Source organism: Labrys okinawensis (assembly GCF_047345005.1).
Classification (GTDB): domain Bacteria; phylum Pseudomonadota; class Alphaproteobacteria; order Rhizobiales; family Labraceae; genus Labrys; species Labrys okinawensis.
Window position 1 is genome coordinate 4,744,940 of sequence record NZ_CP178864.1, and the last position, 14,215, is coordinate 4,759,154.

The 14,215-nt window shown below is 64.0% G+C and carries 16 protein-coding genes; 6 read left to right on the plus strand and 10 right to left on the minus strand.

Annotated features, from left to right (window positions below):
* Positions 1-194 precede the first annotated feature (194 nt).
* Entirely contained in the window at positions 195-1,313 is a 1,119-nt protein-coding gene (locus tag ACMDCR_RS22190) for a calcium:proton antiporter (RefSeq protein WP_413988705.1), read from the plus strand.
* Positions 1,314-1,376: 63 nt separating this feature from the next.
* Here the strand turns inward: ACMDCR_RS22190 and ACMDCR_RS22195 are convergent, their stop codons facing one another.
* The 3 genes from ACMDCR_RS22195 to ACMDCR_RS22205 form a co-directional block, all read right to left on the minus strand.
* The gene (locus ACMDCR_RS22195) at positions 1,377-1,685 is read right to left on the minus strand and encodes a hypothetical protein (RefSeq protein ID WP_413988706.1); all 309 of its coding nucleotides are present in this window, start codon (positions 1,683-1,685) and stop codon (positions 1,377-1,379) included.
* Entirely contained in the window at positions 1,682-3,991 is a 2,310-nt protein-coding gene (locus ACMDCR_RS22200; RefSeq protein WP_413988707.1) for an FdhF/YdeP family oxidoreductase, read from the minus strand. The genes ACMDCR_RS22195 and ACMDCR_RS22200 overlap by 4 nt, the downstream gene beginning before the upstream one ends.
* Before the next feature lie 375 nt (positions 3,992-4,366).
* Positions 4,367-5,584: a multidrug effflux MFS transporter gene (locus ACMDCR_RS22205; RefSeq protein ID WP_413988708.1), complete on the minus strand. Its 1,218-nt coding sequence runs from the start codon at positions 5,582-5,584 to the stop codon at positions 4,367-4,369.
* Positions 5,585-5,733: 149 nt separating this feature from the next.
* Between ACMDCR_RS22205 and ACMDCR_RS22210 the strand changes: the two genes are divergently transcribed.
* The gene (locus ACMDCR_RS22210; RefSeq protein ID WP_413988709.1) at positions 5,734-6,294 is read left to right on the plus strand and encodes a hypothetical protein; all 561 of its coding nucleotides are present in this window, start codon (positions 5,734-5,736) and stop codon (positions 6,292-6,294) included.
* A 126-nt stretch (positions 6,295-6,420) separates the two neighbouring features.
* On the opposite strand, the gene ACMDCR_RS22215 is transcribed toward ACMDCR_RS22210, so the two are convergent.
* Together ACMDCR_RS22215 and ACMDCR_RS22220 are read right to left on the minus strand one after the other, a co-directional pair.
* Positions 6,421-6,690, minus strand: coding sequence for a cyclase (locus tag ACMDCR_RS22215; protein ID WP_413988710.1), 270 nt, complete (start codon positions 6,688-6,690; stop codon positions 6,421-6,423).
* A gap of 139 nt (positions 6,691-6,829) precedes the next feature.
* Complete coding sequence (locus ACMDCR_RS22220) at positions 6,830-7,903, minus strand: methyltransferase (protein WP_413988711.1); 1,074 nt, start codon at positions 7,901-7,903, stop codon at positions 6,830-6,832.
* Between the two features lie 237 nt (positions 7,904-8,140).
* Here ACMDCR_RS22220 and ACMDCR_RS22225 point away from each other — a divergent pair, with 237 nt between their 5' ends.
* A complete protein-coding gene (locus ACMDCR_RS22225) occupies positions 8,141-8,701 on the plus strand; it encodes a hypothetical protein (protein WP_413988712.1) in 561 nt (186 codons plus the stop codon).
* A gap of 192 nt (positions 8,702-8,893) precedes the next feature.
* On the opposite strand, the gene ACMDCR_RS22230 is transcribed toward ACMDCR_RS22225, so the two are convergent.
* A complete protein-coding gene (locus ACMDCR_RS22230; protein WP_413988713.1) occupies positions 8,894-10,303 on the minus strand; it encodes a caspase family protein in 1,410 nt (469 codons plus the stop codon).
* Between the two features lie 54 nt (positions 10,304-10,357).
* Positions 10,358-10,876 (minus strand): hypothetical protein, encoded by a 519-nt coding sequence (locus tag ACMDCR_RS22235; RefSeq protein ID WP_413988714.1) that lies wholly within the window; start codon positions 10,874-10,876, stop codon positions 10,358-10,360.
* Between the two features lie 199 nt (positions 10,877-11,075).
* Here ACMDCR_RS22235 and ACMDCR_RS22240 point away from each other — a divergent pair, with 199 nt between their 5' ends.
* The 3 genes from ACMDCR_RS22240 to ACMDCR_RS22250 all read left to right on the plus strand — a co-directional run bounded on the left by ACMDCR_RS22240 (position 11,076) and on the right by ACMDCR_RS22250 (position 12,479).
* Positions 11,076-11,507, plus strand: coding sequence for a hypothetical protein (locus tag ACMDCR_RS22240; protein WP_413988715.1), 432 nt, complete (start codon positions 11,076-11,078; stop codon positions 11,505-11,507).
* Positions 11,504-11,890 carry an ester cyclase gene (locus ACMDCR_RS22245; RefSeq protein ID WP_413988716.1) on the plus strand — a complete coding sequence of 129 codons (387 nt, stop codon included), beginning with the start codon at positions 11,504-11,506 and terminating at the stop codon, positions 11,888-11,890. Before ACMDCR_RS22240 ends, ACMDCR_RS22245 begins: the two co-directional genes overlap by 4 nt.
* 103 nt (positions 11,891-11,993) lie before the next feature.
* Positions 11,994-12,479 (plus strand): hypothetical protein, encoded by a 486-nt coding sequence (locus ACMDCR_RS22250; RefSeq protein WP_413988717.1) that lies wholly within the window; start codon positions 11,994-11,996, stop codon positions 12,477-12,479.
* Between the two features lie 40 nt (positions 12,480-12,519).
* Here the strand turns inward: ACMDCR_RS22250 and ACMDCR_RS22255 are convergent, their stop codons facing one another.
* The 3 genes from ACMDCR_RS22255 to ACMDCR_RS22265 all read right to left on the minus strand — a co-directional run bounded on the left by ACMDCR_RS22255 (position 12,520) and on the right by ACMDCR_RS22265 (position 14,196).
* Complete coding sequence (locus ACMDCR_RS22255) at positions 12,520-13,152, minus strand: pyridoxamine 5'-phosphate oxidase family protein (RefSeq protein WP_413988718.1); 633 nt, start codon at positions 13,150-13,152, stop codon at positions 12,520-12,522.
* Between the two features lie 63 nt (positions 13,153-13,215).
* Entirely contained in the window at positions 13,216-13,629 is a 414-nt protein-coding gene (locus ACMDCR_RS22260; RefSeq protein ID WP_413988719.1) for a VOC family protein, read from the minus strand.
* A gap of 99 nt (positions 13,630-13,728) precedes the next feature.
* Positions 13,729-14,196: a DUF1203 domain-containing protein gene (locus ACMDCR_RS22265; RefSeq protein ID WP_413988720.1), complete on the minus strand. Its 468-nt coding sequence runs from the start codon at positions 14,194-14,196 to the stop codon at positions 13,729-13,731.
* Between the last annotated feature and the right edge of the window lie 19 nt (positions 14,197-14,215).

The window sequence follows — 14,215 nt, forward strand, 5'->3', positions numbered from 1 at the left end:
GCGTCGAAATCAGTCAAGCGTGATAGCCGGCGATGTCTGACAGGCTGCCATCATGATCTGGCTGGCATGGCCGCATTTGCGAGGCAATGGGCTCTTGAGGGCAAAGTAAATTGATGCCTTCACGAACAGGAAGCACCGTGTCACGATACTCATACTGACACGCGGCCGAAAGGCTGACAGCAACGAGGTCCCCGATGTCCCAAGCCGTTTCCATCCGGACGGCCTTGTTTTCCTACGTGCTGCCGATAGCCTGCCTCACGCTGGCCCTCGCATTCCGATCAGGCCTTCTTTCGATTGACCGGGGCGGGTTGGCCATTCTGGCCGTCTTGGACGTCCTGGCGATCGGCTTGGTCCTCTCGACGGTCTTCGCGGCCCTGGCACATGCGGAGGCGATCGCCCATCGCGTCGGTGAGCCCTACGGGACGCTTGTCCTCACCTTTGCGGTCACCACCATCGAGGTCTCGATCATCGTCTCGATGATGCTCCATGGCGGGAACAACCCGACCCTTGCGCGGGAATCCGTATTCTCCACCGTGATGATCGTCTGCACAGGCGTCGTAGGCATCTGCCTGACCCTGGGTGGATGGAAACATGCGCGCCAGGATATCAGAAGACAGGGAACCAGCGCCTTTCTCTCCGTTCTGATCGGGCTGACCGTCCTGACGATGATTCTGCCCAATTACACGCTGACCACGGGGCCGGGAACCTTTTCGCCGATCCAGCTGGCCTTCGTCAGCCTGCTTTCCGTGCTGCTCTATGGCGCCTTCGTCTTCGCACAGACCTTCGCGCAGAAGGACGATTTTGCCGACGAAGGGCATTCCGGACATGTGGCCAGCGTTCATCATGCCACGCCGAACGCCATCGCCGGACACCTCGTCCTCCTGCTCGTTGGGCTCGGTGGCATCGTCCTCCTGACGGAACAGGTTGCGGCGGGCGTCGAGGACGGGCTTTCCTACCTGGAGGTCATGCAGTCGGATGCGATCGTGGGCGCCTTCATTGCCTTGGTTATCCTGCTGCCTGAAGCCATCTCGGCCATCAAGGCCTCGCTCAAGAACGAACTGCAGCGCGGCCTGAACATCGCCTTGGGCTCGGCCTGCGCCACCATCGGCATGACCATCCCAGCGGTGGCGGCGGCGAGCCTTGTCACGGGTCGTTCCCTCACCCTCGGCCTCAATTCAGGCGATACGGTCCTGCTCCTCCTTGCCCTCGCCATGAGCGTGGTGAGTTTCGGCACGGGGCGCACGACAATTCTCACGGGCCTGGCCCATCTCGTCATCTTCGTGGCCTATGTGCTCCTGATCGTGGTTCCCTGAGCTGTAGAGGACAGGGCGATCGGCGCGCCTCCTCCTCGCAAAGCTGAGGAATGAAACCCCTTCCTATCGCAGAGGCGTCGCGCCCATCCCCTCCAGCCGCCCCCTGCCCGCTTCGCTGAGCACCACCTTCGTGCGCTGCGTCCGCGCCTGGCGTTCCACCACGTCGAGCCAGCCTCCGCCCTCGGCGAGCTGGTTCACAGCGCGGATCACCAGCGCGTGCTCGATCTCGAACAGCCTGGCGAGGCTGCGCGTGTCGTCGGCGATGTCGAGACTCACCGCCGCGAGGATCACGCCATCGAGGGGTGAGAGCAGCGGGTCGAGCTGCCGGATCGCCTCGATCCTCTCCAGCAGCTCGCTCGCTTCCTCGCTCATTCGGCCGCGGCGGCCGTTACGCGGCGCTTCACCGAAACCAGCACGGATTTCGAGGTCGGCGTGTCGCTTTCGACGCCGGCGCTCGACAGCGGCACCAGCACATTGGCTTCAGGATAATAGCCGGCGATGGATCCGCGCGGGATATCATAGGCTACCAGACGAAAGTCCTCCGCGACGCGGCTGATGCCGTCGTCATGCTCGCCGACGATATCGACGCGCTCGCCGGCCGTGGCGCCGAGTGCGGCGATGTCGTCCGGGTGAATGAAGATCACGCGGCGCTCGCCCTTGATGCCGCGATAGCGGTCGTCGAGGCCATAGATCGTGGTGTTGTACTGGTCATGCGAGCGAAAGGTCTGCAGCGCGAAGACGCCGTTGCGCCCAAGCGCCTGCTGGTGCACGGTCGCCAGCGGAAGCGGCACGGCCGAGAAATTGGCGCGGCCCGTCGGCGTGTTCCATTCGCGCTCAGCCGCGGCGTTGCGCAGATGGAAACCGCGCGGCCTGCGCACCTTCCTGTTGTAGTCCTCGAAGCCGGGGATGGTGCGGGCGATCTTGTCGCGGATAAGGTCGTGGTCGTCGGCGAGCGCAGCCCAGTTCACCTTGTCCGAGCCGACGGTGGCAGCGGCGATGCCGGCCACGATGGCGACTTCCGAGCGCAGCTCCTTCGAGGCCGGAGGATTGATGCCGCCAGAGCCATGCACCATGCTCATCGAATCCTCGACCGTGACGATCTGGATCTTGCCGGCACTGTTGCGGTCGACCTCGGTGCGGCCGAGGCAGGGCAGGAGATAGGCTGCGCGGCCGGGCATCAGATGCGAGTGGTTGAGCTTGGTGGCGATGTGGACGGTAAGGTCACAGGCCCTGAGCGCCTTCTCCACGAGGGGCGAGTCTGGCGTGGCGCGGGCGAAATTGCCGCCGAGCCCGATGAAGGCCCTGGCGCTGCCGTCGAGCATGGCGCCAATGGCGGCGAGCACGTTGTGGCCATTGGCGCGTGGTGGCTCGAAGTCGAACTCGCGGGCAAGCGCATCGAGGAAGGCGGCCGGTGGCTTCTCGTTGATGCCGACAGTACGGTCGCCCTGGACATTGGAGTGCCCACGCACAGGGCACAGTCCCGCGCCGGGACGGCCGACATGACCGCGCAGGAACATGAAATTGGCGATCTCGCGGATGGTCGCCACCGAATGGTGGTGCTGCGTCACGCCCATCGCCCAGGTGCAGATCACGCTCTTGGCGCCAAGATAGATGTCGGCGGCGGCTTCAATCTCGACCTGCGTCAGACCGGATTGGTGCTCGATCTCGTCCCAGGTCGTGGCGTCGACGGCAGCGCGATAGGCGGCGAGGCCGTGCGTGTGCTCGGCGAGGAAGGCCTCGTCCAGCAGCGTCGGCCGCCCGGCGGCGCGCTCGGCCTCGTCGCGGGCGAACACGGTCTTGGCCATGCCACGGAAGGCGGCCATGTCGCCGCCGAGGCGGGGGCGGAAATAGTCGCTGGCGACGGGCTTGGAGCCACCGCGCAGCATTTCGAGCTTGTCCTGCGGATCGGCGAAGCGCTCGAGGCCGCGCTCGCGCACAGGATTGAACACCACGATGCGCGCCCCGCGCTCGGATGCGCGGCGCAGATCCCCGAGCATGCGCGGATGGTTGGTGCCGGGGTTCTGGCCGACGACGAAGATGGCGTCCGCCTGTGCGAAATCCTCGAGCAGCACCGTGCCCTTGCCGACGCCGATGGCCTGGCGCAGGGCGACGCCGCTGGCCTCGTGGCACATGTTGGAGCAATCCGGGAAATTGTTGGTGCCATAGAGCCGCACGAAAAGCTGGTAGAGGAAGGCGGCCTCGTTGCTGGCCCGGCCGGAGGTGTAGAACTCGGCCTGGTTCGGATCGACCAAGGCGTTCAACTGAGCACCGATCTCGCGGAAGGCCTGCGCCCAGGAGATCGCCTCGTAGCGGTCGTTGGAGGCGTTATAGCGCATCGGATGGGTCAGGCGGCCCTGTCCCTCTAGCTCATAGTCCGACCACAGGCGAAGCTCGCCGAGGCGGTGCTTCTGGAAGAACACCGGCGTGGTGCGCTTGTCGGTCGATTCCCAGGCCACGGCCTTGACGCCGTTCTCGCAGAATTCGAAGGAGGAGCCATGCTCCGGATCGCCCCAGGCGCAGCCCGGGCAATCGAAGCCATCCGGCTGGTTCGCCTTCAGCATCGCCCGCGCGCCCACCAGCGGCGAGCCGCTTGCCATTAGATGCCGCCCGCAACTCTTGAGCGCCCCCCAGCCTCCGGCGGCGGCCTTGCTGACTTTGGTCTTGACGTCGTCGGACATGAGGGCTCGCGGGCTGGAAAACTGACCCTCGCGACATATGGATTGTGGTTGAGATTATCAAATTGAAATGTTCTATCGGCCGATAGAGTTTTCAAGTCTGGCAAGTAATACCGGTACTGGTGTCTATATTTGGAAGACATACAAAATGCACAGCGGGATGAAGGTTTGATCATCTAGCACAAGAAAGTGTCGCTATAAGCGGAGAGTGGCTCGGAAATGACACGACTTGCCTATTTTGCAGGCATAAATTCTACGAAATCGCACAGATCTGCATTATCCGCATGGCGCCTCAGCGCACTGCTCATGGCAGCAAGGGCACGACTCGAGCCTCCCCCACGAAGCGGGGGGAGGCGAGTCGCGCCTCGCCGGCAAATACTACCGCCGCCCCTGCCCTGCCATCGTCACCAGGCACAGCGCCGTCAGACCCGTCATGGCCACCTGCCCCATGGCCAGAGGCGCCACGGTCCCGTTGAACATCTGGCCGATCAGGATGCCGATGGCCGCGCCCGGCACCATTTGCAGGAAGCCTTGGGTCGAGGCGGCCGTGCCCGCCACCTCGCCCAGCGGCTCCATGGCCAGCGCCCCGAAATTCGAGAGGATCATACTGAAGGCCAGGAATTGGATGGCGCTGAGCGCGAAGAACAGCGCCAGGGGCAGCGCCTGCAACAGGGCGGCGGCGAGCATCACCAGGGCGGCCGCGCCAAACACCGCCAGCGCCACCCAGGAGAGCTTGCGCATGCCGAAGCGGTTGACCAGTTGCGCGTTGACCAGGCCCCCCAGCGCCGAGCACAGCGCACCGCCGGCGAAGAAGAGCGGAAACAGGGTCGTGACCCCAAAGACATCGCGATAGATCTGCTGGGACGAGTTGAGAAAGCCCATCAGCGCTCCGAATAGCGCCGCCATGCCAATGATATACGCGAGCGACACGCGGTTGGCGAAGACGATGCCAAAGCCCTCCAGCACGGCGCGCAGGCTCAGCGGGCGCCGGTATTCGGGATGCAGCGTCTCGGGCAGACGCCACCAGACCCAGGCGATGATGATCAGCCCAAGCCCTGCCATGAAGCCGAACAGGCCGCGCCAGTCCATCACGGTCATCAGGCCCTGGCCGAGCGAGGGGGCGAGGATAGGCGAGAGCATCAGCACGGTGAACACCAGCGACATGATCTTCGCCATCTGATTGCCTGAGAAGACGTCGCGCACCAGCGCGGTGGCGATCACGGCCGAAGCCGCCGCGCCGCCGCCCTGCACGAGGCGCAGCGCGATCAGCGCGCTGAAATTCGTGGTGAAGAAAGCGCACAGCGCCGCCAGGCAATAGATGGCAAGCCCCACCAGCAGCGGCCCGCGCCGGCCGAAGCGATCGGACAGCGGCCCGAATACGAGCTGCAGCACGCCGAAGCCAACCAGATAGGCCGGGATCACCAATTGCCGCTTGTTGGGATCGGCCTCCCCGAGGCTGGCGCCGATCTGCTGAAGGCCGGGCAGCATGATATCGATCGCGAAGGCGTTGATGGCCACAAGGCCTGCCACCAGAACGATGAACTCCTTGCGCCCCAGTCTGCCCACCACGGGCGCGCGGCTGGTCGTATCGGTCATGACGGATTTCCTATGAGGGGATGTCATAGGATGATTCCGGGTCGTGATGGTAGGGTTTGCGATCGTCAGACGCGTGAATAGCGGATGTGGAATGCGACAACGCTCTACTGAAGGAACCCTTCGCCTGCTAACCAATCCAGCGTATATCAATGAAGAGCAATGCCTTGGGAGGCATCATGGGTCGTCTTCCTGCCTTACCGATCCTCGCTGCACTGATCTTTTCGCCCGTTGGCAATGCAGTAGCCGATGATTTCGGCCAGATTGGCCAGCTGGGTTTCTTCTCCGCCCAGCAGCTATGGCTGTCGGCAACGGGCGACAGCTATATCCAGAAGGGATTTCCTCGGGTACGCTGGGGCCAGCACATAACTGTGGTGCGGTATCGGTTCCGGCTGTCGCGCGATGAAGTCAGACGGGTCAGCGCCTTCCTGAAGACACACGATGTGTGGCATCCGGATTGCCGCACGAACTGGTACGACGACGAGACGATAACGATCTGGCAACGCAAAAGTGGCGTGATGAAGCAGGCGTGTGTGGCCGCCGATCCCATCCGTCCTTCGCCCGATATCTTCGCCTTCCTCCACATTCTCGATGGCGTCGATGGCGGACAGAGCCCCGCCATAGAGGTTTATCGCGGCCCTGAAGAGTCAGCCGGCACTCCGCCAGGCTTTCCGGAAGTCAAAGCGCAGATTGCCGAAAAGGTTGGCGGATAGCCGCCAGCGTTGTCGAGACAATCTACCCGATCTGTGCCCGTGGCGTGCTATGCCAAAGGCTCAATTCACCAGCACCGATCGCAGCCAGCAATCGCATCTCCGTCACCGCCATAGGTCTTGTAAGCATTAGACCTTGTTCGTGAACCAGACCGTCGGCGTTCCCACAACGCCTCCGCTCTGCATGGCCTTTCTCAACTCATCGAGCTTCGTAAAGGCCTGAGCGGCCTCGAGTGTCGCGAAATCATGGGTCACGGTGACGTCGTTGGGATCATCGACGGCTTGATAGACCGCCTGCGCCGTCACACCATTGGCCTGCTGGAAGCCTGCGAAGCCGTCATAGACTTTACGCCAGCTCGCATAATCCGAAACTGCATGTCTTACGAACACTGTCGTCATCTGAAACTCCCCTCATTTTCTCGCTTGTTGCCGGGGTCGAATTCGAGGCCTGGGAGCAAGGTGTAGCGCTGAGCCCGCCCGCCATGCCACAAATGCCCCTCCTGACGCGCCCATGGCGCAGAAGTCGCGATCCAGGGGCCTAAGCCTGGACCGCCTCCACGATGCTCACCGCGGAGTTGGTCGGAATCACCTGCGTGAGACGGAAACCGGCCTTGGCGAGCAGCGGACGGTATTCCTCCTCCGTCCGCTCCTGGCCGCCGGGCAGCACGAGCATCACCATGTCGAGCAGCTTGCCGAGATGGGGGGTGTCACCGGCGGGCAGCACCATCTCGACGAGCAGGAGGCGCCCCTCCGGCTTCATGGCTTTGCGGACTCGGGCGAGGATAGTGAGGCACTGCGCCTCGCTCCAGTCGTGGATGACGTGGGACAGCACATAGGCGTCGGCGCCGGCAGGGACTGTCTCGAAGAAATCGCCGGCCTCGATGGTCACGCGATTGGCGACACCCCTCGCTTCGAGCAGGGCCGGCGCCTCGCCTACCACATAGGGCCGGTCAAACAGGATGCCGCGCGGCCCCTGATGCCGGGCCAGGATCGCCGCCAGCAGATTGCCTGTGGCGCCGCCGACATCGACGACGGTGTGGAAGACCGAAAAATCATAGGCCTCGGCGACGGCTGGGGGCTCCTGGCCGTGAACGCCCACCATCGTCTCGCTGAACAGGGAGGCCGCTTCCGGATGGCGCGAGAGATATTCGAACGCCGGCATGCCCTGGACCTTCTCGAACGCCGTCCTGCCGGTCTGGATCGAGTAGACGATCTCGTCGAAGGCACCACTGAACCACGGGCTGCCGATGGTGAGGATGGAGGCCCGCGCCGAACCCGGCGCACCGGTCTTCAGCGCCTCCCCGAGATCCGTGAGGGCGAACCTTTGCCCGGGACGCTCGGACAGAATGCCAAGGCCGGCCAGGCAACGCATGAAACGGTGAAGCGCGGGCGCATGGGCACCGAGCGGACCGGCCAGTTCCTCGGCGCTGCGGGGCCCCGAGGCCAGATGATCGGCCAGGTCCAGTTTTGCCGCGGCGTAGACCACGCTCGAAACCCAGTTGCCCGTCACCATCTGGATCAACTGGACATGCGCGGGCGGCGCCTGGCTGGCGGGACCGTCGGGGATCGAAGACGACTCTTTGGTTGAAGACAGCTCAATCGTATCGTCCATGGGGTACTCTCCGGAGTGGCCTGCGATGGACTAAACCGCGAGTTGTGATAACACGACGGGACCCCGCCCGGCACGACATCCATTACGGTTTGACGATACCCCTAAGGATTGAGGTACATCTCAGCCTCTCCCCGATATCCGGGTGGGCGCTTCATGGATCGCGCCCCTCCTTCCTGCTCACTGGCATCGCGAAGCTCCGCCGAGTATAGTGCGTTGTCTGTGAGGTCGGAAGGCAGCATGATCCCTTACGGAAGCTTTGTGGTTCCCCGTATCCGGCCGAAGGGCGCCGGCCTTGCTATTGGCATTGCCCTCGCCTGCGGCGGGATGGTTCTTGCGCCCGCCGTCCGGGCCGACGAGATGACCTGTAATAGCGTCAAGCGCGCGCTGGTTTCGGCCAATCTCGGCCTGATGCGCATCGAGCGCGGGCCGTTGCCGGTGGCGCCCGAGCAGGCGGCGATGGCCATCGGCCAGATGACGGCGCTGGAGAACATAGCCTCCATCACGTGCAGCCCGGTCGAGGCCGACAAGATCTTCGTCGTGGTGACCCCCCGCATCGATGGCTTGCAGCGCCTGCTGCCAGTGGCGCCGGCGGAGAGGGATGACGCCTCCACTCCGGATCAAAACGCCGAAACCCCGCCAGCGAACGCAACCGCCGCCGCCACTGCCACGCCCACCCCGCCGGACAGGCCGGCCAGCACCAACCGGCCCGAGCCCAGGCAGCGCGCCGTCAATGCCGCCAGTTGCACTCGCGCCTATTACATGAAGGGCAACCACCGCATGTGGCGCTGCAAGCGGTAAACGGGAGTGTAGGCCGGGAGCGCGGACGTCCCCTCAGCTCTTGAACCGGCAAGTTCCGGGGTCTTGCCGAGCCCGGATCAAGGGGCGTGCTTGTCCTTGGGCGTGACCTTGAAGATGGTTCGCGCTCCATCACCCGGCCGGCGCGGTTCAAGAGCGGACGAGAGGTCCGTGCTCCCGGGGATGCGCTCCCAGCTACTTCCCCGATACGAAATAAAAATCCTGCGGTGGCAGGGAGCCGTAGACGAACGGTTCCTGCTGGTTGTCGGTCTCGTCCATCACGTCCTGGCGCACGAAGCGGAATATCTTGTTGATCTCCAGGCCCGGTTCCACCACGCGCTTGGCGAAGGCGAGCGCGAAGGGGCTGTCGGCGCCGTTGCCGTCAAGGGCGGTGGTGCCCTCCTTGGCGGCATAGGCTACCAAGGTGGCGTTCGCCGGCTCGATGCGGGAAAGTCCCCTGTCGATGGCACGGCGCGCCGAGGCGAGTTTCATCTGCACCACGAACGGGTTGTTGCGGCAGGCATCCAGCACCACCAGCCGCAGCTTGCGGGCACCCTGGATGGCGCTCAGCAGGCGATCAAGCGAGACGGCCTCATCCGGCACGTCGCGGTCGCCGGCAAGGCGCGCATCCACCGGGATCATATAGTTGGTGCCGTCGACCTCGATGCCGTGCCCGGCATAGTAGATGATCGCCCAGTCGGCACCATCAGCCTTGTCGGCGAAGCCGCGCAGCGCAGCCACCATGGCGCTGCGGTCGAGGTCATGGGCAATGGTGACATCCTGCACGCCCGCCTGGCGCAAGGCGGCGCCAACGAGATCGGCATCCTGAGCGGGATTGGGCAGGCGCGCCACGGCCTGGTAGGCCGAATTGCCGATCACCAGCGCCACGCGCCGGCCGGGGCTCGCCATGGCGCCCGGCGTACCGGCGTCCTTCGTCCTCTGGGTCGTGTCAACTGGCGCAATGCTGGCCTGCTGCTGGGCCACCAGGCTCGCCTCGATCTGGCCGATGCGCGAGGCTGCCCCTGCCCTTTCGGCGGGTGGGTAGAGCCCGATCGAGACCTGGAAATCGTCCAGCGCCTTGGCTCGATTGCCCTTGGCCATATAGGATTCCCCACAGGCGAACCAGGCATCCGGCAGGTCGGGCTTGAGCTTGATGCCCTTCTCGCAATCGGCGATGGCGGCGTCGTAGTCGCGCTTGGAATTATAGGCGAAGCTGCGGCCGACATAGGAATAGACGGCATTGGGCAGCAGGGCGATCGCCTTGTCGTAATTGGCGATGGCGCGGTCGTAGTCGCCCTTGGCGTTGTAGGCCTGGCCGGTGGCGTGAAAGGCATTGGCGTCTTCAGGCCGAAGCTCCAGCACCTTGGCATAGTCGGCGATCGCCGGATCGAGCTCGCCCTGCGCAAGATGGGCATTGCCGCGCAGGAGATAGGCGCTGGCGATCTCGTTGCGGTTGCGCCCACCCTTCTCGATGATCGCCGTGCAGGCCTGCAAGGCGAGCTGAGGATTGGCGCTCTGCGCGCAATCGCGCTGGGTGCTCGCCTGCACCGGAAGGGCAGCCGCCATCAAGATGAGACAGGCGGCAGGCACAAGCCATCTGAACATCGGTCTGGCTCCGGCAGGATCGGAGGATTTGCGGGCTGGGATTTCGACGAGAGCCTAGCACGGCAAGGGCTTTCCGCAACTTGCCGTCAAGAAATAATCCGCGAAGACCTCCAGCCGGCAACCACGCCGCGGCGTGCGCCTGTCCATCATCCCCTGTTTCACCGTTACCGCGACATCATAGGCCTGGTAGCTGCTGGTGTTCTCCAGCACGGTGGCATGCGACATCCAGGAGACGGTGAAATGGTCGACGCCGCTAAAAGCCCCCGCCGACTGGTAGACCACCCAGGGCATGTCGACATTGGTACCCGCGCAGACGCCGAAGGAAGCCGGCAGCCTGATGTTCACCTTCGCGATGCTGGCTGTGCCGTGCTCTGGCTGGTGCTCGATCGTGGCGTTCTGGACTGGATAGATGGCGCAGGTTTCGCGCGTCCAGGCGAACAGTGGCACCATCGGCGTTGCCTTGCCGCGCGCCGCGTTGCGCGTCATGCTGCCTGCCGATGCAGGAACCACGGGAGCAAGCGCCATCGCCGCGGCGCTGGCCACGAGAAGCCCAAAAACAGATACACGTGTCATGATTGCCATCCCCAGAAGATGACGCCATCCGAGCATAAGCTGCGATTCTGTCAATAATAAACCACAGACTGACGCAATGTTTCATAGATCTCTACTTGGGAAACTAACACTATTGCAAGCAAGGGTTGCGGTGGCTGCCCGCCCGCCACGGGCACGCGCTCCAGTCGGCAAGCGGCCATGTCTCGCGGAGATGAGCCCCATGAACGTCACGCCCCTCGTTCTTTCCGGCCTCCTGCTCGCGACCATCGCTGGCAGCCCGCCACCGACCGGCCACGCCGCCTTTGCCGGAATCTATGACGGCTCGCTGTGGAGCAGCGGTCGGGACACGCCGAGCAAGACCATGCTGCAGGCGCCAGATGGATTATTGACTGGCCGGTACAGCTTCGAGGATCTCGACGGCAGCATGGCTACCGGCACGCTCGACGCCTGCCGCATCGAAGCGCTGACGGTGACCTGCCACTGGCATGACAGCTACGGCACAGGCCTCCTCAGGATGAATTTCGATCCGAGCCACTGCAGCTTCAAAGGCGAATGGGCCGCCAGCATCATCGCCAGTGAGTGGGCGTATTGGAACGGCAGCAAGGCCTGCGCCCCCGTGGCGAAGGGCGGTGCAAGGAAAATCGAGACATGAGCAAGACCGATCTCGCCGACATCTACCGGGGCTACATCGCCTGCCTGAACGCGCAGGACTGGTCGAGGCTGGGCCAGTTCGTCGACGACGGGGCGCAGCACAACGGTCGCCCGTTCGGCCTGGCGGGCTATCGGGTGATGCTGGAACAGGACTTCCGCAACATCCCCGACCTTCATTTCAACATCGAACTTCTGGCTTCGGATCCGCCCTATATCGCGTCCCGGCTGTGTTTCGACTGCAGCCCGAGGGGAAGTTTTCTGGGCCTTCCCGTAAATGGGAAGAAAGTCCGCTTCAGCGAGAATGTCTTCTATGAGTTTCGCGCCGGAAAGATCGTGCAGGTATGGTCGGTCATCGACAAGGCTGCCATCGAGGCGCAGCTTTAGCAGCGGTATTCATCGACTTGCGCCTGTGCATGAGACGCATGGCCGCTTCCCTGCGCGGTTGCATCGTGATTAGGTCGCGCCCCACGCATCAAGGGGCCTGCCGATGTCTATTTCCATCCCGCTGTCCAGCCATGGCCGCCGTCTGGCGGTACTCGCGTCTCTCGCCTGCGCAACCTTGCTCCCCGCCCCAGCCCACGCGCAGGCGGTGACCGACAAGGCCGTGCTGCTGTTTCGCGATGCGTGCCTGGACACCGCGCCCTCCTTCGACAAGGCGATGGCGGCGGCGAAGAAATATGGCGTAAAGCCACAGATGGATCTCGGCGCCAGCGTAGTCGGCATGGCGCCGGACGGCTCCTTCTCCCTGCAAGTGCGTGGCAAGAAGGAATGCGCCGTCACCGCCGAGGCAAGCCCCGGGCCGGAGGTTGCAGCCCAGTTCGCGAGCTTGGTGGCTCAGGCTTCCGGCAAGCCGGCGGCTGGCCTGAGCACCGGCGCACCCGTCACCATCACGCTGCACGGCCAGACCTATGTGGTCAGGCACGACCGCAAGGGCGGCGAGGCCTATGTGATCATGAACGCCTCGGGGCTCTGAGTGCCGACCTTTGCCGGCAGGATGCGAGAAGCTGCCTTGTTCAATAGATCGTCTGCTTCAGCCGCTCCGGATAGGCCTGGTCATAGGCCTTGCCGTCGAAGCCGCCCTTCGTGATGGCGGCCAGTATCTCGCCGAGGGATGGCAGCGCTGAACGCGGAATCTGGATGGCGGGGTCCCAGAGCTTGGAGCGCACCAGCGCCTTCTGGCACTGCGGGTAGACCTCCTCCACCGTGACGATGATGACGCTGCGCGGCGCCTTGCCTTCCATGGTAAAGCTGGCGCAGAGATCAGGATCGGCGGAGATGACCGCGCGTCCGATCACGCGCATGGTCTCGCCGACGCCAGGGATCAGAAAGAGCAGGTGGACGCGCGGGTCCATCACGATGTTGCGCAGGGAATCCAGTCGGTTGTTGCCGCGCCGGTCGGGAATCATCAGCGTCTTCGGATCGGCCACGCGCACGAAGCCGGGCGGATCGCCGCGCGGCGAGCAGTCGACGCCCGAAGGCCCCACAGTCGCCAGCAGCATGAAAGGCGAGGCTTCGATGAAGGTGCGGTAGTGGTCGGAGACGTGGTCGAGCACCTTGATTTGGGCGGCCGGCGACACGGGGTCGGTGTAAAGAGCTTCGAGCTCGGCGATCGAAGTGATCAGCGATGTTGCGGGAAGAAATGACATGGCGTCCTCCGATCAGGCCATCAACCTAACGTCGCCACCCCAGACCGGCAACTACGGCCAGCCTCAATAGATCCGCCACATCCCCGGCGTCGCGAGTTCCAGCATGTTGCCGTCGGAGTCTCGGAAATAGATGCTCCTGCCACCGGCAGGCCAGTCGACGCGGCCTTCGACGGCGATGCCGTGCTCGCCCAGGCGCGTTTCCCACGCCACCAGCTCCTCAGCCGAAATGGCGAAGCAGACATGGATGCGGCCGGTGGCGTCATGGCCCGGGATCAGGCCGTTGGGCATGGCCATGTCCTCAGCCGAGGCACCGCGTTTGAAGACGAGCAGCACATTGACGCCGCCGACATCATAGACATAGAGGCGCTCCAGCTTGAGCAGCGCCTCCAGCCCCAGCACGGCCTCATAGAAGCGGGCAGCGCGGTCGAGATCCTCGACATAGAGGGAGGTCTCGATGATGCGATTGAGACGGGGCATGGTCCCTCCCTTTTCCAGAGATCGACAGGCCCCGATGATAGCCGTGTAGATCGCCAGCCGCTATTTGACTGTGATCTCCATCTCGGCTGAGCGTTTGGCTCATCCCCTGTCGATGCGGCCGGAATAGCAGCCGCGCTTTGCATTGTGGGCATGGATATAGGCGACCTCGGGATTGGCGAAGAGGCGCGCGATGAGGCTTTCAATCTCACGCCCCTCGGTAAGATCCGCATCGACCATCATGCCCTCGGCGTCGAAGGCCCGCAGGGAGAGCATGCGGCCACGCATCACCTCCGGCACTTCGTCGACGCGGTCATAGGGCACTTCCGCTCCCTCCCGTACGAAGATGGCATGGCTGGCATGGTAGGGCGTCGCCGCCGGCTGGCAGACATGGTTGAGCAGCAGCAAGGTCTCGCCAGGCTCGGCATCGCGCATCTCGATGCGGTCGGGAAAGCCAGGCTTGGCATCGGCAACGATGCGTCTGGCGCCACGCCGGGCAAGCTCGGCATCGTCGAGGCCAAAGAGTTCGCGGAACGGTTCGGGCGAAAGGCCGGTGATACGAAAAGACATGGGGACATCCTCCATTCAG

What these genes read in the sequence shown, in the direction of transcription:
- ACMDCR_RS22190 (WP_413988705.1), top strand. Translation starts at nt 195, where the DNA reads ATGTCCCAAGCCGTTTCCATCCGGACGGCCTTGTTTTCCTACGTGCTG.
- ACMDCR_RS22195 (WP_413988706.1), bottom strand. Translation starts at nt 1,685, where the DNA reads ATGAGCGAGGAAGCGAGCGAGCTGCTGGAGAGGATCGAGGCGATCCGG.
- ACMDCR_RS22200 (WP_413988707.1), bottom strand. Translation starts at nt 3,991, where the DNA reads ATGTCCGACGACGTCAAGACCAAAGTCAGCAAGGCCGCCGCCGGAGGC.
- ACMDCR_RS22205 (WP_413988708.1), bottom strand. Translation starts at nt 5,584, where the DNA reads ATGACCGATACGACCAGCCGCGCGCCCGTGGTGGGCAGACTGGGGCGC.
- ACMDCR_RS22210 (WP_413988709.1), top strand. Translation starts at nt 5,734, where the DNA reads ATGAAGAGCAATGCCTTGGGAGGCATCATGGGTCGTCTTCCTGCCTTA.
- ACMDCR_RS22215 (WP_413988710.1), bottom strand. Translation starts at nt 6,690, where the DNA reads ATGACGACAGTGTTCGTAAGACATGCAGTTTCGGATTATGCGAGCTGG.
- ACMDCR_RS22220 (WP_413988711.1), bottom strand. Translation starts at nt 7,903, where the DNA reads ATGGACGATACGATTGAGCTGTCTTCAACCAAAGAGTCGTCTTCGATC.
- ACMDCR_RS22225 (WP_413988712.1), top strand. Translation starts at nt 8,141, where the DNA reads ATGATCCCTTACGGAAGCTTTGTGGTTCCCCGTATCCGGCCGAAGGGC.
- ACMDCR_RS22230 (WP_413988713.1), bottom strand. Translation starts at nt 10,303, where the DNA reads ATGTTCAGATGGCTTGTGCCTGCCGCCTGTCTCATCTTGATGGCGGCT.
- ACMDCR_RS22235 (WP_413988714.1), bottom strand. Translation starts at nt 10,876, where the DNA reads ATGACACGTGTATCTGTTTTTGGGCTTCTCGTGGCCAGCGCCGCGGCG.
- ACMDCR_RS22240 (WP_413988715.1), top strand. Translation starts at nt 11,076, where the DNA reads ATGAACGTCACGCCCCTCGTTCTTTCCGGCCTCCTGCTCGCGACCATC.
- ACMDCR_RS22245 (WP_413988716.1), top strand. Translation starts at nt 11,504, where the DNA reads ATGAGCAAGACCGATCTCGCCGACATCTACCGGGGCTACATCGCCTGC.
- ACMDCR_RS22250 (WP_413988717.1), top strand. Translation starts at nt 11,994, where the DNA reads ATGTCTATTTCCATCCCGCTGTCCAGCCATGGCCGCCGTCTGGCGGTA.
- ACMDCR_RS22255 (WP_413988718.1), bottom strand. Translation starts at nt 13,152, where the DNA reads ATGTCATTTCTTCCCGCAACATCGCTGATCACTTCGATCGCCGAGCTC.
- ACMDCR_RS22260 (WP_413988719.1), bottom strand. Translation starts at nt 13,629, where the DNA reads ATGCCCCGTCTCAATCGCATCATCGAGACCTCCCTCTATGTCGAGGAT.
- ACMDCR_RS22265 (WP_413988720.1), bottom strand. Translation starts at nt 14,196, where the DNA reads ATGTCTTTTCGTATCACCGGCCTTTCGCCCGAACCGTTCCGCGAACTC.